General features: G+C 64.9%; 20 protein-coding genes. 14 read left to right on the plus strand and 6 right to left on the minus strand.

Annotated elements, in window-relative coordinates:
* Window positions 1-17 precede the first annotated feature (17 nt).
* The 10 genes from ACQREB_RS03125 to ACQREB_RS03170 all read left to right on the plus strand — a co-directional run bounded on the left by ACQREB_RS03125 (window position 18) and on the right by ACQREB_RS03170 (window position 10,786).
* Window positions 18-1,217 (plus strand): aspartate aminotransferase family protein, encoded by a 1,200-nt coding sequence (locus ACQREB_RS03125; RefSeq protein ID WP_427765174.1) that lies wholly within the window; start codon window positions 18-20, stop codon window positions 1,215-1,217.
* An 18-nt stretch (window positions 1,218-1,235) separates the two neighbouring features.
* A complete protein-coding gene (locus ACQREB_RS03130; RefSeq protein WP_427765176.1) occupies window positions 1,236-2,399 on the plus strand; it encodes an AMP-binding enzyme in 1,164 nt (387 codons plus the stop codon).
* A gap of 161 nt (window positions 2,400-2,560) precedes the next feature.
* On the plus strand, window positions 2,561-3,529 hold the full coding sequence (locus tag ACQREB_RS03135) for a hypothetical protein (RefSeq protein WP_427765178.1): 969 nt from the start codon (window positions 2,561-2,563) through the stop codon (window positions 3,527-3,529).
* Between the two features lie 106 nt (window positions 3,530-3,635).
* Entirely contained in the window at window positions 3,636-3,926 is a 291-nt protein-coding gene (locus tag ACQREB_RS03140) for a hypothetical protein (RefSeq protein ID WP_427765181.1), read from the plus strand.
* 87 nt (window positions 3,927-4,013) lie between these two features.
* The gene (gene tgt, locus ACQREB_RS03145; RefSeq protein ID WP_427765183.1) at window positions 4,014-5,183 is read left to right on the plus strand and encodes a tRNA guanosine(34) transglycosylase Tgt; all 1,170 of its coding nucleotides are present in this window, start codon (window positions 4,014-4,016) and stop codon (window positions 5,181-5,183) included.
* 88 nt (window positions 5,184-5,271) lie between these two features.
* Window positions 5,272-5,466, plus strand: coding sequence for a YqaE/Pmp3 family membrane protein (locus tag ACQREB_RS03150; protein WP_427765186.1), 195 nt, complete (start codon window positions 5,272-5,274; stop codon window positions 5,464-5,466).
* Window positions 5,467-5,506: 40 nt separating this feature from the next.
* Complete coding sequence (locus ACQREB_RS03155) at window positions 5,507-6,775, plus strand: DUF2851 family protein (RefSeq protein ID WP_427765188.1); 1,269 nt, start codon at window positions 5,507-5,509, stop codon at window positions 6,773-6,775.
* Window positions 6,776-6,938: 163 nt separating this feature from the next.
* A complete protein-coding gene (locus ACQREB_RS03160; RefSeq protein ID WP_427765191.1) occupies window positions 6,939-7,766 on the plus strand; it encodes an RNA methyltransferase substrate-binding domain-containing protein in 828 nt (275 codons plus the stop codon).
* 18 nt (window positions 7,767-7,784) lie between these two features.
* Complete coding sequence (locus tag ACQREB_RS03165) at window positions 7,785-9,185, plus strand: UDP-N-acetylmuramoyl-tripeptide--D-alanyl-D-alanine ligase (RefSeq protein ID WP_427765193.1); 1,401 nt, start codon at window positions 7,785-7,787, stop codon at window positions 9,183-9,185.
* A 221-nt stretch (window positions 9,186-9,406) separates the two neighbouring features.
* The gene (locus tag ACQREB_RS03170) at window positions 9,407-10,786 is read left to right on the plus strand and encodes a glutamate--tRNA ligase (protein WP_427765196.1); all 1,380 of its coding nucleotides are present in this window, start codon (window positions 9,407-9,409) and stop codon (window positions 10,784-10,786) included.
* A gap of 212 nt (window positions 10,787-10,998) precedes the next feature.
* Here ACQREB_RS03170 and ACQREB_RS03175 read toward each other — a convergent pair whose 3' ends face one another.
* The gene (locus tag ACQREB_RS03175; RefSeq protein WP_427765199.1) at window positions 10,999-12,957 is read right to left on the minus strand and encodes an NAD(+) synthase; all 1,959 of its coding nucleotides are present in this window, start codon (window positions 12,955-12,957) and stop codon (window positions 10,999-11,001) included.
* 445 nt (window positions 12,958-13,402) lie between these two features.
* Between ACQREB_RS03175 and ACQREB_RS03180 the strand changes: the two genes are divergently transcribed.
* Both ACQREB_RS03180 and ACQREB_RS03185 read left to right on the plus strand, forming a co-directional pair.
* Window positions 13,403-15,814, plus strand: a complete 2,412-nt coding sequence (locus ACQREB_RS03180; protein ID WP_427765201.1) for an AAA family ATPase — start codon at window positions 13,403-13,405, stop codon at window positions 15,812-15,814.
* 24 nt (window positions 15,815-15,838) lie between these two features.
* Window positions 15,839-16,246, plus strand: coding sequence for a hypothetical protein (locus tag ACQREB_RS03185; RefSeq protein ID WP_427765204.1), 408 nt, complete (start codon window positions 15,839-15,841; stop codon window positions 16,244-16,246).
* Between the two features lie 28 nt (window positions 16,247-16,274).
* On the opposite strand, the gene ACQREB_RS03190 is transcribed toward ACQREB_RS03185, so the two are convergent.
* The 5 genes from ACQREB_RS03190 to ACQREB_RS03210 all read right to left on the minus strand — a co-directional run bounded on the left by ACQREB_RS03190 (window position 16,275) and on the right by ACQREB_RS03210 (window position 21,882).
* A complete protein-coding gene (locus tag ACQREB_RS03190; RefSeq protein WP_427765206.1) occupies window positions 16,275-17,708 on the minus strand; it encodes a phytoene desaturase family protein in 1,434 nt (477 codons plus the stop codon).
* A 4-nt stretch (window positions 17,709-17,712) separates the two neighbouring features.
* Window positions 17,713-18,162, minus strand: a complete 450-nt coding sequence (locus ACQREB_RS03195) for a diacylglycerol kinase (RefSeq protein WP_427765208.1) — start codon at window positions 18,160-18,162, stop codon at window positions 17,713-17,715.
* A 111-nt stretch (window positions 18,163-18,273) separates the two neighbouring features.
* Window positions 18,274-18,693: a type II secretion system protein gene (locus ACQREB_RS03200; RefSeq protein ID WP_427765211.1), complete on the minus strand. Its 420-nt coding sequence runs from the start codon at window positions 18,691-18,693 to the stop codon at window positions 18,274-18,276.
* Between the two features lie 215 nt (window positions 18,694-18,908).
* Complete coding sequence (locus ACQREB_RS03205) at window positions 18,909-20,054, minus strand: LptF/LptG family permease (RefSeq protein WP_427765214.1); 1,146 nt, start codon at window positions 20,052-20,054, stop codon at window positions 18,909-18,911.
* 46 nt (window positions 20,055-20,100) lie between these two features.
* Window positions 20,101-21,882, minus strand: a complete 1,782-nt coding sequence (locus tag ACQREB_RS03210) for a M60 family metallopeptidase (RefSeq protein ID WP_427765216.1) — start codon at window positions 21,880-21,882, stop codon at window positions 20,101-20,103.
* Window positions 21,883-22,029: 147 nt separating this feature from the next.
* On the opposite strand from ACQREB_RS03210, the gene dnaX reads away from it, so the two are divergent.
* Together dnaX and ACQREB_RS03220 are read left to right on the plus strand one after the other, a co-directional pair.
* Window positions 22,030-23,166, plus strand: coding sequence for a DNA polymerase III subunit gamma/tau (gene dnaX / locus ACQREB_RS03215; protein ID WP_427765218.1), 1,137 nt, complete (start codon window positions 22,030-22,032; stop codon window positions 23,164-23,166).
* A gap of 331 nt (window positions 23,167-23,497) precedes the next feature.
* On the plus strand, window positions 23,498-23,650 hold the full coding sequence (locus ACQREB_RS03220; RefSeq protein WP_427765220.1) for a hypothetical protein: 153 nt from the start codon (window positions 23,498-23,500) through the stop codon (window positions 23,648-23,650).
* Window positions 23,651-23,701 lie beyond the last annotated feature (51 nt).

Below are 23,701 nucleotides of genomic sequence, written 5' to 3' on the forward strand. Positions count from 1 at the left end.
GTTTGATGAAGCGCATCATGTCGCACTCCATCGAACTTTGGAAAGAAAACATGCTCGGCAACTACGGGCTTCCGCCCGTCGCGCTCGCGCGCGGGCAAGGTTCCCGCGTCTGGGACGAAGACGGCAAGGAATACCTCGACTTTTCGTCGGGCATCGCCGTGCTCGCGCTCGGGCACGCGCATCCGCACTGGGTGAAGCGCGTGCAGGAGCAGGCCGCGAAGCTCGCGCACTGCAGCAATCTTTTCGTGAACGAGAACGCGCCGCGCGTCGCCGAGCGCATCGTGCGCCACATGGGCGGCGGCAAGGTGTTTTTCTGCAACAGCGGCGCCGAGGCGAACGAGTGCCAGCTCAAGGTCTCGCGCCTTTTCGGGCGTTCCCGCGCGGGCGGCGAGGAAGGAAAAATTTACAAGGTCGTCGTCTGCGAAAACGCGTTTCACGGGCGGCTTTTCGGCACGATGGCGGCGACGCCGCAGGAAAAGATCCAGAACGGATTCCGCCCGCTGACGCCGGGCGTCGTCGTCGCCAGACTCAACGACATCGAGAGCTTCCGCGCGGCGATCGACGGCGAGACCGCCGCCGTGCTGCTCGAGCCCGTGCAGGGCGAAAGCGGCCTCACGCCCGCGACGCCCGAGTTCATGCGCGCGCTGCGGGAGCTCTGCGACGAGCGCGGCGTGCTCCTCATGTGCGACGAGATTCAGTGCGGCGTCGGGCGCACGGGCAAGCTCTTCGGCTTCGAGCTTTCGGGCGTCGTTCCCGACTGCTTTTCGATGGCGAAGGGGCTCGGCGGCGGCTTCCCGATCGGCGCCGTGTGGATGCGCGACGAGCTCGCCGCGCTCTTTCACGCGGGCTCGCACGGCACGACGTTCGGCGGCAACCCGATGGCGTGCGCGGCGGCGCTCGCGGTGTTCGAGACGCTCGACGCGGAAAAGCTCGTCGAACGCGTCGCCGAGCGCGCTCCCGCGTGGCGGGAACGGCTCGCCGGGCTCGTGCGCGAATTCCCTGAAATTCTCGTCGAAGTGCGCGGCGTCGGCTACATGAGCGGGCTGAAGTTCCGCGAAGCTCCCGCGCCGTGGATCGCGAAGCTGCGCGAAGCCGGGCTGCTCTGCGTCGGCGCGGGCAACAACGTGATCCGCCTCCTGCCGCCGCTGAACGCGAGCGTCGCCGAGCTGGACGAAAGCGTCGAAATCCTCCGCCGCGTCTTCTCCGCCGCGAAGTGACGTTCCCGTCGCCGCGCCATGCTGCTTTCCGAATCTTCGCCGCGCGCCTTCTTCGCGCGTTTCGCCGAAATCTACGGCGGGACGCGCGACGTTTTTCTGATGAACCCGCAGTGGAGCGCCGACCAGCGGCGCGAGGCGGAACGGCTCGCGGCGGCGTTCGCGGCGCGTTCCCGCGACGGCGGATCGGGGCGCGTCTTCGTCGCGAGCGGCGGCAGCGGCGGGAAAATCCGCTTCGTCTCGCACGCGCCGCGGACGTTCGAGGCGAGCGCGCGCGCGCTGATCCGTGCGCTGAAGCTTCCCGCGGGAACGCCGCTCCACTGTTTCGCGTGTCTGCCGCCGTGGCACGTCGGCGGGCTGATGCCCTTCGTGCGCTCCCGCGTCTCGGGCGGAAAGCTCTTCGCCGCGGAAAGCTTCGGTTTTCACGAGGGCGACGCGCTCCCGAAATTCCGCGGCGGCGCGTCGGAATTCTGGATGAACTCGCTCGTGCCGACGCAGCTGCGTCGGCTGCTCGCGCGGCGCGACGGCGCGGCGTGGCTGCGCGGATTCGATTTCATTCTGCTCGGCGGCGCCGCCGTTCCCGCCGATCTGCTCGACGCGGCGGAGCGCGAAAAGCTGCCGCTCGGCGTCGGCTACGGCATGACGGAGACGGCTTCGCTCGTCGCGCTTTGGCGGCTCGGCGACGCGCCGCCGCGCCTGGCGGGAACGCCGCTGCCGCACGCGAAGATTGCGCTGAACGGCGCGGACGCGCGCATCGCGCTCGCCGCGGAATCGCTCGGCGAAATGCTGCTCGACGACGGCGCGCTCGCGCCGAATCCGGGCGGCGTCTTTCTCACGAACGACGAAGGCGAGCTGCTCCCCGACGGGCGTCTGCTCGTGCGCGGGCGCGCGGACCGGCACGTCAATTCCGGCGGCGAAAAAATCGACCCGCTCATCGTGGAGGACGCGCTGCGGGCCTGCGGCGCGGCGGCGGCGATGGTCGTCGGCGAACCCGACGCAGAATGGGGCGCGCGCGTCGTCGCGCTCGTCGTGCCGCCGTTCCCGGACGATCTCGCGGCGCGCCTGCGGGAACGCCTTCCCGCGTTCATGCTGCCGAAGCGCTTCGTCGCCGTTCCCGCGCTCCCGCTCGACGCCAAAGGCAAGCTCGACCGCGACGCTCTCGCCCGCGCGCTGAAGATCTCTTGAGCGCGGATTGCTTTCGGACGCGAAGAAAACCGCCGAGCCGACGGAAGGTTTTGATAAAATCAAAAATCTCCCGCGCGTTCCCGCGAAACGCGCGCGCTTCATCGAAATCCGATTTTTTCAAATTTCTTGACGAACACTTCGGCGTAGATGAAAATTCCTTCATGCAATCTGACTTCAAAATCTCAAAAAAATGGGGAAGACCCGGAAAGCCGATGTCGAAGTTCGCCTCGTCGGCGCTGAAGGGGATGGTTTCGGTTTTTCTGTGTTTCGCGTCCGTCGCCTGCGCGTTCGTTTGCGACGCGGCGTTTTCTTCGGGGGACGGAATCGTGATTTCCATGCTTGCCGCAATCGTTTTCGCTTTCGCTTCGATATGTTTCGGCGTGAAGGCGATTTATTGTTCTCTTAGAGAACGCTTTTCTGAAAGAGAACGCGGCGTGCGATGCGGAATCGCATCAGACGGACGCGTTGAACGTCATGAAGAGGCGGGATTCGCTTTGCCGGCCATGAAAGGATTGGCTTCGTTTTCCCTCTGTCTGGCGGCTTTAGGCTGCACTTTCGTTTGCGACGCGATGCTTTCTTCGAGGGACGGAATCGCGATTTCCATGCTTGCCGCGTTCGTTTTCGCTTTCGCTTCGATCTGCTTCGGCGTGAAGGCGGCTTATCGCTTTCTCAGAAATCGGATTTCCCCGAAAAAGAGCGTCGCGGGAACGTCCCTTGAGAAAAGCGTTGAGGGATTCGAAGAGAAACCGCTCGGTCCGATTTCAGCCTTCGTTGAAGAGCACGAACGCGCAATCGTCAAGACGACGATCTTGGGCGCGTCGATTTTCGCCGTCTTCTACTTTTTCTTTTTTGTCGTGGGAGTGGAATTCAGCTTTTTCGTGGCGCTTTGTTTTTTTCTTCCTCTTTGCGCCGGCTTCGGATACGGACTGTACGTCGGAGATGATATAAATATCTTTTCAGATGTGCGGTGGCTGAAAAATCGTCCGATATTGCGTGTGTGTTTGTCGCTCGCTTTCTTTTTTACGGTCATTACGCTCGCAATTATCTTCGGGATTGTATTTTCTCTGATGTGGTTGATGTGGTTGGTCTTATTGTTTTTCTTCGTGTACTTTATCGTTTCGATTTTATGAGCGGCGTCGGGATTTCCCCGTCGTTCCGACGACAAATTCACGTTCCGAGGAAAATGAACTTATGAAAAGAAAAATGGTTTCGCGACTTCTTGTCTCCGTCGCATCGATGACGCTTTTGTTCGCGGTTCCCGCGTCCGCCGCGAAAAAAGGCGTGGACGTCGAGCGCATTTACGGGAGAATCCAGTTTGTGACCGCTTTCGCCGATTACGACGTGAAGCTCGTGGACAGACATGAAGACCTGCGCGTGCAGATCGTCGAACGTTTTCCGGACTGTTGCGGGAAGTGGCAGATCGTCGAGCGTTTTCCCGATTATAAAATCAGAATCGTCGAGAATCATCCGGATTTCACGGTGCGCTACGTGGAAAGGTTTCCCGGAGCGAATTTTTCCCGACCTTGAAAGGAAAAAGCGTCCGCGCGCGCGTTCCCGCGGCAATTCCGCGCTTCCCGCGCGGGCGCGGTTTTGCTACGATGCCACGCTTTCGACATGCAGACTTCCGAAAGCCATTTCACCGTTCTGAAGACGGATCCCGCGAGCGCGGCGCGGCGATGCGAACTGCGCACGCTTCACGGCGTCGTGCAGACGCCCGTGTTCATGCCCGTCGGCACGCAGGGGACGGTCAAGTCGCTCACGCCCGCACAGGTGAAGGAAACGGGCGCGCAGATCATTCTCGGCAACACGTATCACCTCAATCTGCGTCCGGGCCCGCAGACGGTGCGCGCGCTCGGCGGGCTGCATAAATTCATGGACTGGGACGGCCCTATTCTCACCGATTCCGGCGGGTTCCAGGTCTTTTCGCTCTCCAAGCTGCGCAAGATCACCGACGCGGGCATCACGTTCGCGTCGCACCTGGACGGCTCGCGCATCACGCTCACGCCGCGCAGCTGCCTCGACATCCAGAGCGCGCTCGGGAGCGACGTCGCGATGGTGCTCGACATCTGCCCGCCGTTCCCGGCGACGAAGCGCGACGTCGCCGACGCGAACCGCACGACGCTGCGCTGGGCGCGGGAATTTCTCGGCCACGCGATCGACGACGGCTTCATCGCCGCCGGGCACCACGTCTTCGGCATCGTGCAGGGCGGCGTGTACGACGACCTGCGGCGGGAATGCGCCGAGGCGCTCGCGCAGGCGGATTTTCCCGGCTACGCGATCGGCGGCGTCTCCGTCGGCGAGCCCGAGCCGGAGATGCTGCAGCAGGTCGCGGCGAGCACGCCGTTTCTCCCGCATTTCAGACCGCGCTACGTCATGGGCGTGGGCACGCCGCCGCAGCTGCTGAAGATGATCGCGCTCGGCGCGGACATGTTCGACTGCGTGATGCCGACGCGACTCGCGCGCCACGGCACGGCGTTCACGCCGGACGGCACGATCAACATCAAGAACGAAAAATACAGGCTCGACGAATCCCCGCTCGTCGAAGGGCTGGACAACTACACGTGCCGCCGCTTCTCGCGCGCGTATCTGCGCCATCTTTACGTCGCGGGCGAAATGCTTTCCTCGACGCTGCTGAGCATCCACAACATCCACTTCTTCCAGGACCTGATGCGGCAGGCTCGGGAACACATCGAGGCGGGCGACTTCACGCCGTGGTCGCGCGAATGGTGCGCGCGCTACGAGGCGGGCGAAGCCGCGCGGAAACGCGGGAACGCGAAAGACTGAGCCGCCGCGGGAACGGGCGCGCTTCGGATTCTCGCTTGATTGCGCGCGCGCGAACGGATAGCGTTCCCGAAAAACCTTCGTTTTCGCCATGCTTTATCTGGTCGCCATTCTGCTTCCTCCCGTCGCCGTGCTGCTTTGCGGCAAACCTTTTCAGGCGCTTCTGAACCTGATTCTCTGCCTGTTCTTCTACGTGCCGGGCATGATTCACGCGATTCTCGTCGTGATGGACACGAAGGCGCGGGAACGCAACGCCGAGCTCATCGACGCGATGCGCCGCCGCTGACGCGCGCTTCGCCGCGACGTTCCGAAAAATCCCCGCGACGATGACGCCCGAAACGCGAAATTCCGGATCCGCGCCGCGCGCCGAAGCCGATTACGCGAAGTCCGTCGGCGGCGGGAACGCGCCCGACCGCGTCGCGGAGATGCAGGGTCTTTTCGGCCCGATCAGCGTTCCCGAGCGCGTCGTGCAGAGCATCTGGCGCCGCGGCGATTTCCGGCGCGACGGGCTGACGACGCTCGGCGGAAAGCCGCTCGAAATCGTTTCCGCGGGAACGTGGAACCGGCTCGACGGTCCCGATTTTCTCGGCGCGGAGCTGCTGATCGACGGCGTGCGCGTGCGCGGCGACGTGGAGATCCATTTTTACGCGGAAGACTGGAAGGCGCACGGCCACGCGGCGAATCCGCTCTACGGAAACGTCGTGCTGCACGTGCTCGCGTTCCCGCCGGCTGCGGGCGCGTTCCCGCGCGAAAACTCCTCGGGCGGGACGATGGAGACGTTTCTGCTGCTGCCGCATCTGAAGCGCGACATCGAGGAATACGCGTCGGAAGAGGCGCTCGCGGAAATCGAGGGACGCGGCGACGGCGCCGAGGATCTGCGCGCGAAGCTCTTCGCCGTGCCCGAAGACGAGCGCTTCCCGCGGCTGCGCGCGGCGGCGTTTTCGCGCTGGACGCAGAAGGTGCGCTTCATGGCGCGGCGGCTCGAGGACGCGCCGGACTGGGGCACGCTCGCGCACCGGATCGCGCTCGAGACGCTCGGGCTGCGGCGCAACCGCGAGGCGATGTCGCGGCTCGCGACGCGCTTTTCGCCGAGCACGATGCTGCTGATGGGCGCGGAAAAGCTTTACGCGGCGGAGGCGGGGCATTGGCGCCTCGCGGGAACGCGTCCGGCGAATCTGCCCGCGCGGCGGCTCGAACAGTATCTGACGCTGCTCGAAAAAAATCCCGCCTGGGCGCGGCAGCTGCGGGAGGCGCTCGCGGCGCTCCCGGGAACGGAAAAATTCAACGCCGGGCTCGGCTCCAAAAACTTCCGCGCGCGCGGAAAAATGCGCGCCCTGCGTCGGGAAATCGCCGACGGAATCTTCGCGGGAACGCTCGGTGGAACGCGCCTCGACACGCTGCTCGTGGACGCGTTTCTGCCGCTGGCGAGCGCGTCCGGCGCCGCGGATCTTTCGGCGTGGTGGTTCCACTGGTTTCTCGGTGACGCGCCCGGCAACGTTCCCGCGCTGCTGCGCGACATGGGCGTTTCGACGCGGGAACGCCCCTACTGCAACGGGCTTTTCCAGGGGCTCATTCAGGTTTCGTTGGAAAGGTGACGAAGTGATGAGGTCGTGAAGTCATGAAGGTTCATTGCGCTCGGCTTCGCCGAAAGAATTTTCAAAAAGTTCCGGCAATCAGCCTCATAACCTCGTAACTTCATAACTCCGTCACTTCCATTTGGCTTTCCATTTTCCGTTTTCCGTTTTTAAGATTTCCGACATGCAAGAAAATCACGGGAACTTCAAAGACGTTTTTCTCTACGGCAAGGCGGCCGTGCGCGCGGCTTTCCGCTTTCGCCGCGCTTCGATCGAGAGGCTTTTTCTGAGCGCGGAAAATCACAAGGAATTCGCGGAACTCTGCTCGTGGCTCGCGGGCGAGCGGCGTCCCTACGAGACGCTGGACGCGGGCGCGCTCGCGCGCATGGTCGGCACGTCGCGGCACGAAGGCGTCGTCGCGCTCACGCGCCGCCCCGTTCCCGCGTCGATTCGTCCGATCATGCGCGACGAATGGCACGCGGCGGGCGAAAAAGCGCTCTTCGCGCACGGCGTCGGCGACGCGTTCGAGCTCGCGCGGCTCGCGCACGTCGCGGCGGTCTGCGGCGTGTCGCGCTTCGTCGTGTCCGAGGAAGACGTTCCCGCGCTGATGAGCGCGGACGCGTGGAGCCTCGCCGGGGGCGCGATGGACGCGCTGAAGCTTTATTCGACGGAATCCATGGCGGGGCTGCTGCGCATGATGCGCGAAAAATTCTTCATCGTCGGCGCAGTGCGCGAGGGCGGCCGCCGCGTCGATTACGCGAAGCCGATCGCGTTCCCGGGGCGCACGGTCGCGCTCTGCGTGAGCGGCGACGCGAACGGCGTTCCCGCGGATCTGATTTCGCGCTGCGACTACCTGCTGCACGTCGCCGAGCCCGCGGACGCCGCGTTCCGCTTCACGCCCGCGGAAATCGCGACGCACCTGCTGCCCTGGCTCGGCGCGAAGACGAAAAAGCCCGGCGAAGGCTTTCTGGCGCGCAAGAAGGCGCGCGCGCAGGGCGGAGCGAACGGCTGAAACGCGCGGGAACGGACCATGAAAAACGAAACGCTTTTGACCGGAAAATTCGTCGCGGAGACGCTCGGCGCGGAATGGCGCGGCGGGAACGCGCCCGAAAAAATCGCGGGCGCGGCGATCGACACGCGCAGAATCGCGGCGGGGGAAATCTTCGTCGCGATACGGACGGAGAGCCGCGACGGGCACGATTTTCTCGCGGCGGCGCGGGAACGCGGCGCGGCGGGCGCGCTCGTCTCGCGTTTCGTGCCGGAGGTCGCGCTCCCGCAGCTCGTCGTGCCCGACACGGTCGCGGCGCTGCAGCGGCTCGCGGCGGAGCATCGCCGCCGCAACTGCGGGAACGTGCGCGTCTTCGGCGTGACGGGAAGCGTCGGCAAGACTTCGACGAAGGACCTGCTCGCGCGGCTTCTCTCGCGCGCGGGCGCGGCGCTCGCGACGGAAAAGAATCTGAACAACACGCTCGGCGTGCCGCTGACGCTGCTGAAGATCGACCCGGCGGCGCACGATTTCGCCGTGATCGAAGCGGGCATGAGCGTTCCCGGCGAGCTCGGGCGTTCGGCGGAAATGATCGCGCCCGACGTCGCGCTCGTCACCAACGTGAAGCCCGCGCACCTCGAAGGGCTCGGCTCAATGGAAAACATCGCGCGCGAAAAGGCGGAGCTTCCGGCGCGTCGCGCGCGCGGCGGCCGCGCGTTCTTCTGGGCGGATCTGCTCCGCTACGAACGTTTCCGTGCGCTTTCCGCTTCCGGGGACGCGACGATTCTTTCGCTTTCCGAAGATTCCGGCGAAAGAAATTTCTCCGGTGAGGGCCTTCCCGTGAGCCTCCGCGAGCGCGCGGACGGCTTTGAAATCGGCGTTCGCGGTGAGACGTTCTTCGCGCGCGGCGTCTCGCGCGGGCTCGCGGAAAACGCCGCGCTCGCGGTCTGTGCCGTCGCGGACCGCGTTCCCGCGGAAAAAATCCGCGAGGCGCTCGACGCCTGGAAGCCTTCCGCGAACCGCGGCGAAGTGCGGGAACGCGCGGACGGCGCCGGCGAAATCTTCGTCGACTGCTACAACGCCTCGCCCGCGTCGATGCTCGATTCCGCGCGCGCGTTCGCGAAGCGCTTCCCGGCGTGCGCGGGAACGCCGCGGCTCTTCGTGCTCGGCGGCATGGGCGAGCTCGGCGCGGACTCCGAACGCCTGCACCGAGAAATCGGCGAATCCCTTCCGCTCGACGCCGCGACGGACGTGCTCGCGCTCTTCGGCGGGAACGCACCGCGCATCGGCGAGGGCGCCGTCGCGCGCGGATTTCCGCGGGAACGCGTGCGCGTGTTTTCGGATATCGACGCGCTGCGCGAATGCGTCGCCGCCTTCCGCGGGAACGCGATGATCAAGGGCTCGCGCGCCTTCGCGCTCGAACGCGCCATTCCGCCGACGCGCTGAAGACGCCCCGCGGATTTGGAGGGCAAGCGGGACGCTTCCCTCCTGTAAGAATCCGCGTTCATTCGCGGGAATTCGCGGTTCCAAAAATCTGCGGAAATCCGCGGGATCTGCGGAGAAAGATTTGTGAGGAGGAAGCCTTCCTTTCGCCGCGCGCGTGTTTTCCGTTTGCAAAGCGGGCGGGAAAAGCGTTTCTTTACGGGAACGCTATTTTTCGAGTCATCATGAGTGAAGTTCGCACACGTTTCGCACCGAGCCCGACCGGCTTCTTTCACATCGGAAGCGCCCGCACCGCGCTTTTCAACTGGCTTTACGCGCGCCACACGGGCGGCACCTTCGTGCTCCGCATCGAGGACACCGACAAGGAACGCAACACGCAGGAATTTCTCGACGTCATTCTCGAATCCATGCGCTGGCTCGGCATGGACTGGGACGAAGGACCGCAGGTCGGCGGCGACTACGGCCCGTATTTCCAGTCGCAGCGCGGCGATTTTTATAAGCAGAAGGTCCGCGAGCTCATGGACAAGGGACGCGCCTACGAAAAGGACGGCGCGATCTGGTTCCGCCTCGAAGGCGAGCGAGAGACCGTCTACGACGATTTTCTGAAAAAGGAGATTGAGCGCGTGCACGCCGCTCCCGTCGTCATCGACGACATCATCCGCGGGCGCGTCGAACGCGCCGAAGACCGCGACTTCGTCATCGTGCGCGGGAACGGCGAGCCCGTCTTCCACCTCGTGAACGTCGTGGACGACATCGCGATGAAGATCACGCACGTGATCCGCGGCGAGGACCACCTTTCGAACACGAGCAAGCACGTCGAGCTCTACAAGGCGTTCGGCGTCGAGCCGCCGAAGTTCGCGCACATTCCGCTGATCCTGAAGACGGAAGGCTCCGGCAAAATGTCGAAGCGCGACCGCGGCGCCCTCATCGAGGAATACCAGTCGCGCCACTTCCTGCCCGCCGCCGTGCGCAACTTCCTGTGCATGCTCGGCTGGACGCCGAAGGACGGTCGCGAGATCCTGCCCATCGAGGACATCGTCGCGCAGTTCGATCTCTGCGACGTGCACCAGGCGAACGCGCGCTTCGACGAGCGCAAGATGGCGTTCTTCAACCAGGAATACCTGCGCGCGCTCCCGGACGAGTCCTTCGCGTGGCTCGCCGCGCCCGTGCTCGGCGAGGCGAAGGTCATCGACGAAAAGACCGACGAGGACTACCTGCAGAAGGTGCTCGCGCTGTGCAAGCCGAAGATGAACGCGCTCGAAACGCTCCCGAACTTCGTCGGCTACTTCTTCACGGAAGACTTCCCGCTCGACGAAAAAGGCTTCGCGAAGCTGCGCAAGAAAAGCGATCCCGCGGCACGCTGCCGCGAGCTCGTTCCCGCGCTCGAAGCCGCGCCGGACGTCGCCCCCGCGACCGTGGACGCGATCTTCGCGAAGCTCGGCGCCGAACACGGCGTGAAGCCCACGGACTACTTCGCGCCGATGCGCTTCGCCGTCTCCGGACAGCCCGGCGGCCCCGGCCTGCACGAGATGCTCGAGCTCCTCGGCAAGGAACGCACGCTTTCCCGCGTGAAGAAGTTCATCGCGAAAATCGAGGCGATGTGAAAATTTTCAGACAAAACGGGCGCCCGCGCTCGCTTTGTTTGCAGTTTTGAGTGTTAGTTTAGAGTGTTAGAGATAGAGTTAAGTCATACAGTTAGTGTTAGTAGATGATTGGACGGGCGCCTCCGAAAGGGGGCGCCCGTTTTCGTCTCTCCCGTGGAGGAGTTTAGGAGTAATTACCTTTTCAACTCCTAAACTCTTCAACTCCTAAACTCCTAAAAATCCAGCCACATGGCGGATTCGGCGTCGGAGGGCATGCGCCAGTCGCCGCGCGGCGAAAGCCCGATGGAGATGACCTTCGGGCCGTCCGGGCACGCCGAGCGCTTGAACTGCTGCGAGAAGAACCGGCGCAGGAAAACTCCGAGCCACTTGCGGATCGTCTCCGAATCGTAAACGCCCGCGAACGCCTTTTCCGCGAGGAAGAAAATCTTGCGCGGCGTGAACGCGTTCCCGCAGAAATGGAACAGGAAGAAGTCGTGCAGCTCGTAGGGGCCGACGAGGTCCTCCGTCTTCTGCGCGATTTCGCCTTCCGCCGTGGGCGGCTTCAGTTCGGGCGAAATCGGCGTGTCCACGATGTCCGCGAGCGTGCGCGCGATTTCCTCGCTGCGGCGCTCGGCGGCGAACCACGCGATGATGTGGCGGATGAGCGTCTTGGGCACGCCGATGTTCACGTGATACATGGACATGTGGTCGCCGTTGAAGGTGCACCAGCCCAGCGCCGCCTCGGAGAGGTCTCCCGTGCCGACGACGAATCCGCCGCGGCGGTTCGCCATGTCCATCAGAATCTGCGTGCGTTCCCGCGCCTGCGCGTTTTCGTAGGCGGCGTCGAAGCAGTCCGCCGGATGCCCGATGTCGCGCAGGTGCTGCTCGACGGCGGGAACGATGGAGATTTCCTTCGCCTCGATGCCGAGACGCGTCATCAGGTCGAGCGCGTTGCGGCGCGTGCGCTCGGACGTTCCCGGCCCCGGCAGCGAGAAACCGTGAATCCCCGCGGGATCGAGCCCGAGCCGCGCGAACGCCTCCTTCACGACGAGAATCGCGAGCGTCGAATCCAGCCCGCCGGAAACGCCGATCACGACGTTCTTCGTCCGCGTGTGCGAAAGGCGGCGCATCAGCCCCGCGACCTGAATGTCGAACGCCTCGCGGCAGTGGCGTTCCCGCACGACCTCGTCGCCGGGCACGAACGGCGTGCAGGAGACCCTGCCGAAGACTTCCGCCGGAAGCTCCGTGTGCGAGGCGGGCAGCGGGAAATGCACGCGGCGGAACTCGCGGCGCGTTCCCGCCGTGTCCGACGCGAGAAATTCCGCGTTCGTGCGCCGCTGATGCGCGAGCAGATCGACGTCCGCCTGCGCGAAGACGAGCGTTCCCGCGGCGGGAAACTTTTCCGACGCCGCGAGCATTTCGCCGTTCTGCGCGATGAAGCACTCGCCCGCGTAGACGATGTCCGTCGTCGATTCGCCCATGCCCGCGCCCGCGTAGGCGTAGGCGGCGAGACAGCGCGCGGACTGCATGCGCACGAGGTCGCGGCGGAACTGCGTCTTGCCGACGACTTCGTCGCTCGCGGAAAGGTTGAAGATCATCGACGCGCCCGCGAGCGCGAGCCTGCCGCTCGGCGGCTCCGTGACCCACAGGTCCTCGCAGAGCTCGACGCCGAAGGAGCAGGAGCGGAAAAACTCGTTTTCGAAAATGATGTCCGTTCCCGCGGGAACGGAATAGCCGCACGCGCCGAGCTCGATTTCGGAGACGGGGAGCCTGTCCGCGGGCGCGAACCAGCGCTTTTCGTAAAATTCGTGCGTGTTCGGCAGATGCGATTTCGGCACGACGCCGAGCGCCTTGCCGCCGCCGAGCACGATCGCGCAGTTGTAGATGTGCTGGCGGATGAGCAGCGGCGCGCCGACGATCGCCGTGACGTCGAGCTCCGCCGTGAGCTTCGCGAGCGCGAGCAGTCCCTTTTCGACCTCGCGCAGCAGCTCCGTCTGGTAAAAGAGGTCGCCGCAGGAATGCCCCGTGAGCGAGAGTTCCGGGAACGCGACGACCGCCGCGCCCTGCTTCGCCGCGCGGCTCATCAGCGTGCCGATTTCGCGCACGTTCGCGGGAACGTTCGCCAAGTGCAGCACGGGCGACGCCGCCGCGATTTTCACCAGCCCGAAGTCGATTGAGATCTCGTTGCTCATGTGCGCAAATAAAAACGCGTTCCCGCCGAGAACGCGAATCATTTTCCGCGAAAGCGCGCGGCGCGGACGCCCCGAGGCGCGGAGACGCCGCCTCGAAAAAAAGTTTGACAGGGAGGGAGCTTGCGCGGAAACTGCGCGCATCAGAAATTTCCTTCGTCGAAAAGGAACGCGGCTTCCGCAGGTGCGGATTCTCTGACAAGCCGGTTCCGGGGCGCAGAAGACGTTTCGTGCCCGCCCGTTTTCGCAAGTCCGCGCGGTAACGTGTCCGCAAGGCAGAAAACACTTTCTGATTCCACGAAAATGCCGCGGGAGCGCCGTCGCTTCGTCGCGCCCTTTTTTCGCGCCCGAAGCGCGCGTCGTCGCGCGTCCGCGTTTTCGTCCTTTCGTTCCCGCGACGGCGACGCGGCGGCGAATTCCGAAAAAACTGAAAACGGAGAACCGTAAAATGAACACGACACAGAAGACACTCGAAGACGCGGGAACGGGCTTCCCGAAAAAAGACGCCGAGCCGCGCTTCCGCCTCCCGCGGCTGGGACGGGAGCTCGACGGAGACGCGATGCGCCTTTTCAAGGCCGCGGCGGCGCTCGTTCCCGCCGGCAGGGACGCGAAGCGGGAAGGCGGCGGCGCGGGAAAAATTTCGCAGGAGACGCTTTTCGCCGCGCTGGCACTCTTCATGCCGGACGTCGCGGAAAGCCTCTACGGGTTCCGCGTCGCGCGGCTGCCGAAGCGCCTCGTCGAGCGCGCCCGTGCGGTCCGCCTCCCCGCGAAGCTCCCGAACGGCGCCGCGAAGCTCCCGCCGCTCGAAGACGCGCTGATCGACCTCTTCGACGAAAACGAGCCGAACTCGCCCGGCGTGGAGATCTTCGGCGCGCTTTCCGCGCACGCCGTCGCCTACGCCGTCGCCGCCGATCCGGAAGAAAGCGTGATGCGGATTCTGCGCATGAACGGCGTGCGGGATTTCGAGCTGTTTCGCGAAGATCTGCGGGACCGCTTCCTGTCCGAAGCGTACCGCGACGCGGCGACGCGGCTCGAGAACGCCGTCCGCACGGCGAAATTCGTGGAGGAGGCCCTGCTGCGCGAGCTGCCGAATCAGGCGCGCGCGATTCGGGAGATCTCGCTGCAGCTGCGCGATTTCTGGACGCGCCCGAAGGGCGACAACCGGCCGTTGAGCCTGATTCTCGTCGGCGAGCACGGCTGCGGCAAGAGCCGGCTGGCGGGCGCGCTGCAGCGGGCCTTCGTCGCGGCGCGCCTGCAGAAGCGCGTGCGCGCGGTGATCGACGGCGCGTCCTTCAACGACCGCGAAATGGGCGTCGTCTCGCTGCTGGGCTCCAACCCGAGCTACAAGAACGCGGAAGAAGGGCTGCTGCACCGCGTCTTCGCGGAATCGCCGCGCGGCTGCGTCGTCTTCGACAACCCGACGCTGGGGCACGCGTCGTTTCAGACCGTCATCAATTCCTTCGTCTGCGGGGACGCCTTCGACAAGTTTCTGGACCGCTCCGTGCGCGGCGGGAACGGCGTCTGCGTCTCGACGATTTCGCTTGAAGAATCCGCCTGCGCCTACCTGCGCGAGAACGCGCGGTGCGGCGCGATCTCGCCGCTGCTGCTTTCGCGCGCGCTGAGTCCGGGCCTCGAAAAGAACGAAAATTCCGTCGAGTTCATTTTCCGGAACGCGCGGAAGATCGTGCTTCTGGACTCGATCTCGGAATCGGTGCTGCGGGAAATCGGCGCCCGGGAGATCGCCGCGCGCAAAAAGGAATTCGCCGCCTACGGCATCGCGCTGAGCTTTTCTTCGGAAGCCGATTTCGTCGAGCTGCACCTGCGTTCCGCGCCCGCGCTGCCGCGCGTCAAAGCCTTTCTGGAAGGCATGGCGGCGGATTTTTCGGGCATCTACGACGCGCTGGCTTCGGAGACGCGCGCGCGTTTCTCCGAATTCCGCGTCGAATGCGCTCCCGTTCCCGCGTATCCCTACGACGAGAAACGGCGCGCCTCGCGCGGCGACCGCCTCGTCTGCGTCTCGCGCCCGGAGACCGCGGGAACGCGCTTCACGCTGCGCAAGACGGAAATCCGCTACGAACGCATCCGCGAGGGCGTCGAAAACGAATTCGCCTGCGTCGCCATGAAGCACACGGACTTCCGCGATCTCGTCGGGCTGGACGCCGCCGTCTCGGAGCTGCGCGACGCCATCGATTTCGTGAAGAACCCGAAGGCCTACGACGAGCTCGGCGTCCCGCGCCCGGAGACGACCTTCCTCTTCTACGGCCCGCCGGGAACGGGCAAGACGAGCCTCGCCATCGCCGCCGCGCGCGAGGCGGACCTGCCGCTCTACGTGGCGACGAGCCGGATTCTGCTCAGCCCGACGAAGATCCGCGAGCTCTTCGGACGCGCCAACAAGGCGGCGCCCGCCGTCGTCATTCTCGAGGAATTCAACACCGTCGGCAACGCGGCCTACGGCGGCGACGCCTGCGTGATCAATCAGCTCAACGCGGAACTCGACGGCGTCGAAAAGAAGAACTCGCTCATCGTCATCGCCTCGACGAACTACCCCGAACAGATCGATCCCGCCCTGCTCCGCGGCAAGCGCTTCAGCAAGAAGATCGAGGTGCCGCTGCCCGATTCCGCCTCGCGGGAAGAGATTTTCGAGCGGACGCTGCGCCGCTACGGAGTCGCGGCGACGCCGCACGCTCGCGAAGTCTTTCTCGAAAGCGCCGACGGGAAGAGCGCCGCGGACATCGTCTGCGACGTCGAGAACGCCGTATTCAAATTCAAACGACACGAAACGCCGCTGGAAGAGACTTTCCGGAAGCTCGCCGACGCGCGGACCGGCGTCCGCCGCCTCGGATTCGTTTCCGGGCGCTGACGAAAAACCCTCTCATTCCCCGCCATGAACGACACCACGGAAAACGGAGCCCGGCGCGCGGCGCCGGCGGAAATCGAACCTTACGAAGACGAGGCGCCTTCGCCCGCGGCGACGCGGCGCAACGCGAGCAAGCTCTCGCTCGTCGACCGGCAGCTGACGATCTGCCTGGCGGACGAAGGCGTTTCGCGGAACGCTTTCCGCAACGCGGTGCTGCTGGTCTCGGCGCGCGCGGCGGTGCTGCGCGTGAACCGCTCGCTCGCGTTTCTCTTCGAGCCGGACGATCCCGCGGTGCGCCGCGCGGCGACGCGCCCGGGCACGGCGACCGTCTATTGCGAAAACTGGGAGACGCTCGGCGTTCCCGTGCGGCGGATCTGCGGCCTGCCGCGCGCGTGCGCTTCCGGCGACGCGGAAGAAGATTTCGCGGAGGCGTGACGCGGCGCGCGCGTTCCCGCGGGAACGCTCACGCCAGCGCGTGCAGATTCGCCATGGAGATGCCGGAGAGAATCGCGCCCGTGATGCCGAGAAAGCCCTGGTCCGTGCCGCAGAGAAAAAGGTTTTCGTAGGGCGTTTCGCCCGAGCGCCGCTTGCGCGTCGCGCCGTAGATCGCGCCGCCGAGCTTGCCCGTGAAGCGTTCGACCGTGAGCGGCGTGAACATGTCCGTCGCGAGCACGGCGCCGCGAAAACGTTCCGCGGGAACGGCGGGCAGATGCGCGAGCGCCGTTTCGCGGAGGCGCGCGAAGACGTCGCGCTTGGCGGCAGCGTAGGCTTCCGTGCCGTGCCCGAGCGCCTTCCACGCGGCGTGATTCGCGAGACACGTCACGCGCAGGCAGCCTTCGCGCGGCGCGTTTTCGGGAACGCTCCACGCGTAGTTGTTCGGGATGCAGACGACGCCGGAGCGCGCGTCCGCAAGCGCGTCGGGCGCGCGGTAAAGGAAGCGCTCCGAATCGCAGAAGAAGATGATGGTCTCGCCCCAGCCGAAATCGCGCGCGGGATCGGCGTCGAGCTGCGTGATAGTTTCGCAGAAGGCGAGCCCGCCGACGTCGGCGGCGCCGAAATCCGCGGGAACGCCCTCGCAGAGGCGCATCGTCTCCGTCGCGCCGGCGGAGGAAAGAATCTTGTCCGCGGAAACGACGGAGCCGTCGTCGAGTTCCGCGGCGACGGCTCGCGTGCCGCGCGTGAGGATTTTCTTCACGCCGCACTTCAGGCGCAGCACGGCTCCGGACTCGCGCAGCTTGCGCGTCAGCGCGCGCGTGATTTGGCGCACGCCGACGTGCGGGCGCGCGAAGCCTTCGCGGAAGATGCTCCGCCACATGATCGCGAACTGCGGGAGCGCCATGTCGTCGGGCACGGAACTGCCGTAGAACGAAAGCGGAATGAAGAGCGTGTCGACGAGCGTCGGGTCGGAAATGAATTCGGCGACGCGCGCACGGGCGGAGGCGGCGTCGTCGGCGTCGAGCGCGGTTTCGTCGAAGGCAGCGAGAAAGGCGTCGAGGCGGCGGAAGCCGTCGATCTGCCGCGGGAACGCGCGCGCGATTTCGCTCTCGAAGAGCGCGAAGTCGTTGGAGAAGCGGATCGTGTTTCCGAAGGCCTGAATCGACGAGCCGATCTGCGGGCAGAGATCGAGCTCCTCGCGGCGGATGCGCAGCTGGCGGAGGAGCTTCGTGAGCGGCGCGTTCTTCGTGCCCGCGGGAACGAAATTCGTCATGGCGTGCAGCCCGACGTCGTATTTCCGCCCGCCGAGAAAGTAAAAGCCGTTCAGCCCGCCGACGGCGTTGTGGCGCTCGACGAGAAGCGTTTTTTTGCCGAAGTGGGCGAGACGGATCGCGGCGGCGAGGCCGCTCATGCCCGCGCCGACGACGAGCGCGTCGAAGTGCTGTCCGTCGAGACTTTCCATCGTCTCACTTCGCGAAGAACCCGCGGAGCGCGGCCGCCCAGGCGTCGAAATTGCCCGCGACGACGTTCTTGTGAATCACCGCGACCCAGACGAGAACGCCGACGAGCATCGCGCAGAAGACCGCGGCGGAGCCGAAATCCTTGGCGCGCTTGGCGAGCTCGCGGTAGTCGAGCGAAATATCGTCCACGACCGCCTCCACGGCGGAGTTGAGCATCTCGAAGCCGAGAATCAGCGGCATCGGCAGCAGCAGCAGCGCCTTGGAAAACACGTCCACGGGCAGCAGGCAGACGACGACGGCGAGCGGAACGAAGAGAAAAATCTCCTGGCGGCAGGCGTGTTCGTGGCGGAAGGCCGCGCGGAAACCGGCGCAGGTGTATCTGAAGGCGTTCCAGAGGCGCATGAGTCCGCCCTTGGATTTGCGGCTCAGCGCGAAATCTTTTTTTTCTTCGTTCATGAGTTTCGTTTCGGAAAAATGTCTGACGCGTAAGCGGCGGAAAAACGCGAAATCGCCGGCAAAAAAACGCCCCGTTGCGGGAACGGGGCGAAATCGCGCGCGGGAACGCGGTCAGTTCCCCGTCTCGCCGACGTAGGGCTGAGACTTGGTCAGCGCTCCTTTGTAGTTGAAGGTATAGACGCCGCCGACGGGGCTCGTGAGCTTGAAGCCCTTGTCGGTGTCGCGCTCGATCGTAAGCTTGCCACCCTCGATTTCGTAGCCGGGCTCGATGCGGTTGCCGTTGAGCATCTTGAACGCGTCGGGAGCGTCGATCCTGCCGGTCTTCGCGTCGTAGCCGATCGTGACTTCGTGCGAGAACGTCTCGGCGAAATACGCCTGGGCGGCGATGCCGAGGCGGGCGCCGTCGTCCTGCATGACGGCCTGCGCGCGCGTCGCGCGATGCTGATTCACGAGCGGAACGGCGACCGCGCAGATGATTCCCGCCAGAACGACGACGATCAGAATTTCGATGAGGGTAAAACCTTTTTTCATGTGGACGATGGGTTCGAAAATTTTTTCTTAATAATCTTTTCTGCGGCGCGCCTTGTCAATTTAAACTTCGCGGTGCGCGAAGTTCTTACGGGGACGGGCAGCGTTCCCGCCGCGTTGCGGAAAGCCTTCCGAAGTCTCCCGCAAAGACGCCAAGACGCGAAGATTTTTTATCGGCGGGCACGCCGCGTCTCCGGAGGCGAAGCCCCGCGCGCGCGTCAGTTCACCTTGCGGCAGAGCCAGACCGCGTAGACGAACAGCAGGACGTTCGGCGCCCACGCCGCGACCACGGGCGGGAGCCAAAGCCCCGAGCCGAGCGCGTTGAAGATGTTGGTGAGCAGAAAATACGCCGCGAAGAGCCCGATCGATTTCGAGACGCCCACCATCGGATTGGTGCGCACGCCCGCGACCGCGAACGGAATCGCGATGCCGACGACGATCAGGCAGCAGAACGGGCTCGCCAGAATCGAATTGTAATACACGGAATACTCCGCGAGCTGCGCCTCGCTCGCGTTCCCGCCGCTCCGGTCGAGGAGCTCGCCGATTTCCGGCAGCGAAAGGTCGCCCGGCTTTTTCGACGCCAGCAGCATCAGGCGCGGATTTTCCGGATACGCTTCGGGCGTGAGCGTTCTGAGGGGCTTCGCGTTCCCGTCGGCGTCCGCGGGGGCGCCCGCCAGCTTGTCGAAGGTCTTTTGGCTCGACGGCGGGCCGCCGGCGGCGGGCTCGCGCCATTCCATCTCGCGCCCGTCGGCGAGCGTCCACGTTCCCGCGCTTTCGTCGTAAACGCCCGTCGCGGCGGCGATTTCGCGCTTCAGGCGGCTTTTCGCGTCGAACTCGTAGATGTTCACGTTGCGCGCCTCGCCCGTGGAGGACTTGAAATTGGAGATCAGCCAGATGCGGCGCGCGCCGACGTTGTTGTAGAAAATGAACTCGCCGGATTTTCCGCTCTTGTCGTATTTCTGGACGATCCGCGTCGTGCGCTCCGTCGCGTAGGGGACGAAGGTCGCGTTCAGAAAAAGCATCAGCAGCGAGAGCGCCGCGCCCGCGACCCACAGCGAACGCGTGATGCGGAAGATGCCCAGCCCCGCCGCGCGCCACGCCGTCAGTTCCTGATTCTTGTGAAAGTGCCCGAGGATGAAGAGCAGCGAGACCAGCAGCGAAACGGGAATGACGACGGGCAGGAATCCGACGGTCGTCATGAAGAAGAACTCGACGACTTCGAGCGTCGGCACCTCCCACTGAAGCATGTCCTGCAGATCGTTGTAGATCGAGGAAATCAGCAGCATTCCCGCCATCGCGCAGAGCGCCATGAGGAAGATTTTCAGCCATTCCTTGAGAATGTGTCGGTCGATGATGGGAATCATTTTTCGGGAGAAAGCGGTTTTCGCGGGAACGCCGGAGCGGCGCGCGTCAGATGTTCTTCAGAATTTCCTTGGCGCGTTTCCGCCGTTCTTCCTTTTCGCGTTCTTCGCGCTCCTTCTTCTGCTTTTCGATCGCGGCGGCGCGGTCGGCGGCCTCCTTCGCGGCGCGCGCGGCCTTTTCCTCCGCGTAGTCGGGGAAGTTTCTGGGCCAGCCCCTGCAGGGCGCCCATTCCGCGTAGCGCTTCGCCTTCACCTTGTTCTTCGCCTTGTCGGAAAGGTCGATCTTCCACTTGGTGAAGTAGAACGTGAGGTCCTTTTTCGTGGCGTCGCAGAGCGCCGTGTAGAACCAGTCCCAGCGGTCGCGGTTCGTCGCGCCGTCCTTGAAGGGATCTTCGTCGTGGTGGCGCAGCGCGACGTCGCGGAACGAGTTGTAGCCGAGCCCGCGCATCAGCTCGACGAAGAAATACAGCTTCAGCCGCGCGTCCTCCTCTTCGTCAAAGCTCGTCTTGTTGCTGTTGCGCAGAAACGCCTGCGCGCTCGCCTTCATGTCCTCGGGCGCGATGGACGTGCCGTCCCACGCGCGCTCGTAGGCGACGCCGATGCCCTGCGTCTGGCTGATCGTCGAGAAGAGATTGACCGTCACCTCGGTGCAGCCGTCGAAGCGGAACGGCGACCACTGGTGATTGTGCCCGATTTCGTGCCAGAGCCCCCAGCTGCCTTCCTTGACGAGCGAGCCGTTCTTGATGCAGTCGCCCCACGCCATGTAGCCCATGGCGGGATAGCCGGAATGCCCCCAGCCGACGGAAATCTGCACGTCGATCACGAAGCGCATCGGCGTTGCGACCTGGTTCGGATGCTTATCCCAGCCGATCAGCCAGTCCTGCACCGCCATGCCGCGCTGCAGATTCTTGCAGAGACGGCGCGGAATCTTGAGAATCCGCAGGTGCTCGATCGGCACCGTGAAGATCAGCCGCGGCACCGCGATTTCGCCCCAAGGCGCCTTCGTCTCCGCGAGCTGCTTCTGCCATTCCTCGGTCTTGACGACGGCGATGTCCACGCCCGTCTTTTCGTCCTTCGCGCCGAGAATGTAGAGCGGCGAAGCGATCCCGCCGGAGATTTCGACCGTGACCGGCTTCTCCTTCGGGAACACGCCCTTGACGTCGAGATAAATCAGCCCGCCGAACGGGTTGGCGAGTTCGACCTTCTTCTTTTCGTCCGCCTTGATGCGGATCGTGTTCGTCATGCGCGGCGGGCGCTTCAGCGTGTTTTCGTGATGCTTTTCGAGGTGGTCCTTCGTGAGCGAGTCCGAGTGGCAGCCGATGCGCAGATCCATGTCGAATTTGCGCTTTCCTTTGACGACGACGGAAATCTTCTGCCCCGGCGGCGCGTAGAGCCCGAGGCTGTGCCAGCCGCCGATCGCGGGATCGATCTCGACCGTGCGCGTCAGCAGCTCGCACTCGCCGACGGGAACGCCCGGGAACGTCTCCGCGATCGGCGCCGCCTTCGTCTTCTTCGGATCGCCGCAGAGAATCTCGTCCATCCTGGCGATGAGCGCGTCGTTCTTCGCGACGTCCTTCCACGGCCTGTTCGGCAGCGGAAGATCCGCGAGCGCGGGATCCTTTTCCGCGGTCTCCCAGCTCCATTTGCCGATGACCTTGTCCTTCGCGCTCGGAATCTTGTCGCGCGACTTCGGCGAATAGACGTTGGTTTCGAGGGCTTCTTCCAGGGTGATTTCGCCTTTGTCTTTCCTCGGCGCGGCGAAAGCGCGGACCGCGTCCCCGCAGAACGCGGCGAAGACGAGCCCGGCGAAAATGGCGTGGAGTAATTTCATGCCTTCGGAAGATAACGGAACGCGCCCGATTTGACCACGGAAAAACACGGGAATTTTCGATTTCCGCGCCGCGCTTTCAGGGCGCGGGCGTTCCCGCGCACTTGCGGCTTGCGGGCGGGGGCGGGAAAGCGTTTACTCTCGCTCATCATGTCCGGAGCCTTTCAAGTCATCGCGCGCCGCTGGCGGCCGCAGCAGTTCGACGAAATCGTCGGCCAGGAACACATCGTCCGCACGCTGAAGAACGCCATCGAGACCGGGCGCATCGGGCACGCGTATCTCTTCGTCGGGCCGCGGGGCACGGGCAAGACGACGACCGCGCGCATCTTCGCCAAGGCGCTCAACTGCACCGGCGGCCCGAGCGTCGCTCCCGCCCCGGACGATCCGATCTGCAAAGCGATCACGGACGGCTCCTGCATGGACGTCATCGAAATCGACGCCGCGACGAACCGCTCCATCGAGGACGCCAAGCAGATCCGCGAGGAATGCTATTTCGCGCCCGCGCAGTGCCGCTTCAAGATCTACATCATCGACGAAGTCCACCAGCTTTCCAAGGACGCGTTCAACGCGCTGCTGAAGGTCATCGAAGAGCCGCCGCCGCACGTCAAGTTCATCTTCGCGACGACCGAGGCGGACAAGGTGCTCGAAACGATCACGTCGCGCTGCCAGCGCTTCGAGTTCCAGCCGATCCCGGAGGCGAAGATCGCCGCGCGCCTGCGCCGGATCACGGAGACCGACGGCGTGGAGGCGAGCGACGACGCGCTCTTCGCCATCGCACGGCTCGCCAACGGCGGCATGCGCGACTCGCAGTCGATTCTCGACCAGGTGATTTCCTTCTGCGGCAAAAAAATTTCCGAAAAGGACGTGCTCGACATCTACGGGCTCGCGTCGAAGGAGCAGATCGAAGGGCTCGCCGCCGCGCTCGCCGCCGCCGACTACGCCGCCGTCGTCCGCTACGCCGACGCGTTCGTCGAGGAAGGGCGCGACCTGCTGCGCGTGCTCAAGCACACGCAGGCGCGCGTCCGCGAGGCGCTGTTGGATTCGATCCGGGAACGCGGCGTCTCCTCCCTGCTCGGCACCGCGATGCGCACGGAGCAGCTGCTGCGCATGCTCGACACGCTGCAGGCGGGCGAGAGCGGCGTGAAGCTCGGGCTGTCCGAGCGCGCGAATTTCGAGGTCTGCCTGCTGAAGGCCGTCGAGCAAAGTCGAACGCGGGCGATCGACGCGCTCATCAAGGACATCGCAGGACTCGCCGCGGGAACGCCCGACGACGCAAAAAAAAAATGAGCGCGGCGCGCTGAGCGAAAAATTCCGCGCCGCGAACGCCGCGCTGAAGGACGCCCGCCGCCGCGACGCGCAGCGTTTTTCCGCCTCGCTCGAAACCCTCGAACGCCTTTCGCGGGAACGCCGCGCCGCCGCCGAAGCGCGCGCGGCCGCCGCTCCCGAGCCGCCTCCCGCGGAAAACGCCGCGCCCGACGACGCGCCGTTCCCGCAATACGATCCCGCCGCCGAGGCGAGCTTCGACGTCGCGTCCGATTTCCCCGAGCTCGACGACGCGCCCGCGCCCGCGAAAATCGGCATCACCCTCGAACAGGCGCTCGCGCGGGTTCCCGCCGAAGTGGTCGCGTTCGTCCGCGAACGCTTCCGCGCCGAGTTCTCCGTGCTGCGCCGTCCCGGCAAAGTCTATTCCTTCCGCGAAGACGCCGCCGAGACGGAATCCCTCTCCGACGCGGACGACGAGCTTCCCGAGGACGTCTCCGACGACGTCTGACGTTCCCGCCGCGCGCGCGCCCGTTTCCCTTTTCCCGCAAACCCAAAAACG

This window comes from Candidatus Spyradosoma sp. SGI.093, assembly GCF_050314555.1.
Lineage (GTDB): Bacteria > Verrucomicrobiota > Verrucomicrobiia > Opitutales > UBA953 > Spyradosoma.

Bases quoted from the DNA above. Each gene is read 5' to 3' on its own strand.
- ACQREB_RS03130 (WP_427765176.1), top strand. From the start codon at position 1,236: ATGCTGCTTTCCGAATCTTCGCCGCGCGCCTTCTTCGCGCGTTTCGCC.
- ACQREB_RS03190 (WP_427765206.1), bottom strand. From the start codon at position 17,708: ATGGAAAGTCTCGACGGACAGCACTTCGACGCGCTCGTCGTCGGCGCG.
- ACQREB_RS03155 (WP_427765188.1), top strand. From the start codon at position 5,507: ATGACGCCCGAAACGCGAAATTCCGGATCCGCGCCGCGCGCCGAAGCC.
- ACQREB_RS03165 (WP_427765193.1), top strand. From the start codon at position 7,785: ATGAAAAACGAAACGCTTTTGACCGGAAAATTCGTCGCGGAGACGCTC.
- ACQREB_RS03170 (WP_427765196.1), top strand. From the start codon at position 9,407: ATGAGTGAAGTTCGCACACGTTTCGCACCGAGCCCGACCGGCTTCTTT.
- ACQREB_RS03160 (WP_427765191.1), top strand. From the start codon at position 6,939: ATGCAAGAAAATCACGGGAACTTCAAAGACGTTTTTCTCTACGGCAAG.
- ACQREB_RS03140 (WP_427765181.1), top strand. From the start codon at position 3,636: ATGACGCTTTTGTTCGCGGTTCCCGCGTCCGCCGCGAAAAAAGGCGTG.
- ACQREB_RS03125 (WP_427765174.1), top strand. From the start codon at position 18: ATGTCGCACTCCATCGAACTTTGGAAAGAAAACATGCTCGGCAACTAC.
- ACQREB_RS03195 (WP_427765208.1), bottom strand. From the start codon at position 18,162: ATGAACGAAGAAAAAAAAGATTTCGCGCTGAGCCGCAAATCCAAGGGC.
- dnaX (WP_427765218.1), top strand. From the start codon at position 22,030: ATGTCCGGAGCCTTTCAAGTCATCGCGCGCCGCTGGCGGCCGCAGCAG.
- ACQREB_RS03175 (WP_427765199.1), bottom strand. From the start codon at position 12,957: ATGAGCAACGAGATCTCAATCGACTTCGGGCTGGTGAAAATCGCGGCG.
- ACQREB_RS03135 (WP_427765178.1), top strand. From the start codon at position 2,561: ATGCAATCTGACTTCAAAATCTCAAAAAAATGGGGAAGACCCGGAAAG.
- ACQREB_RS03150 (WP_427765186.1), top strand. From the start codon at position 5,272: ATGCTTTATCTGGTCGCCATTCTGCTTCCTCCCGTCGCCGTGCTGCTT.
- ACQREB_RS03180 (WP_427765201.1), top strand. From the start codon at position 13,403: ATGAACACGACACAGAAGACACTCGAAGACGCGGGAACGGGCTTCCCG.
- ACQREB_RS03205 (WP_427765214.1), bottom strand. From the start codon at position 20,054: ATGATTCCCATCATCGACCGACACATTCTCAAGGAATGGCTGAAAATC.
- ACQREB_RS03185 (WP_427765204.1), top strand. From the start codon at position 15,839: ATGAACGACACCACGGAAAACGGAGCCCGGCGCGCGGCGCCGGCGGAA.
- tgt (WP_427765183.1), top strand. From the start codon at position 4,014: ATGCAGACTTCCGAAAGCCATTTCACCGTTCTGAAGACGGATCCCGCG.
- ACQREB_RS03200 (WP_427765211.1), bottom strand. From the start codon at position 18,693: ATGAAAAAAGGTTTTACCCTCATCGAAATTCTGATCGTCGTCGTTCTG.
- ACQREB_RS03210 (WP_427765216.1), bottom strand. From the start codon at position 21,882: ATGAAATTACTCCACGCCATTTTCGCCGGGCTCGTCTTCGCCGCGTTC.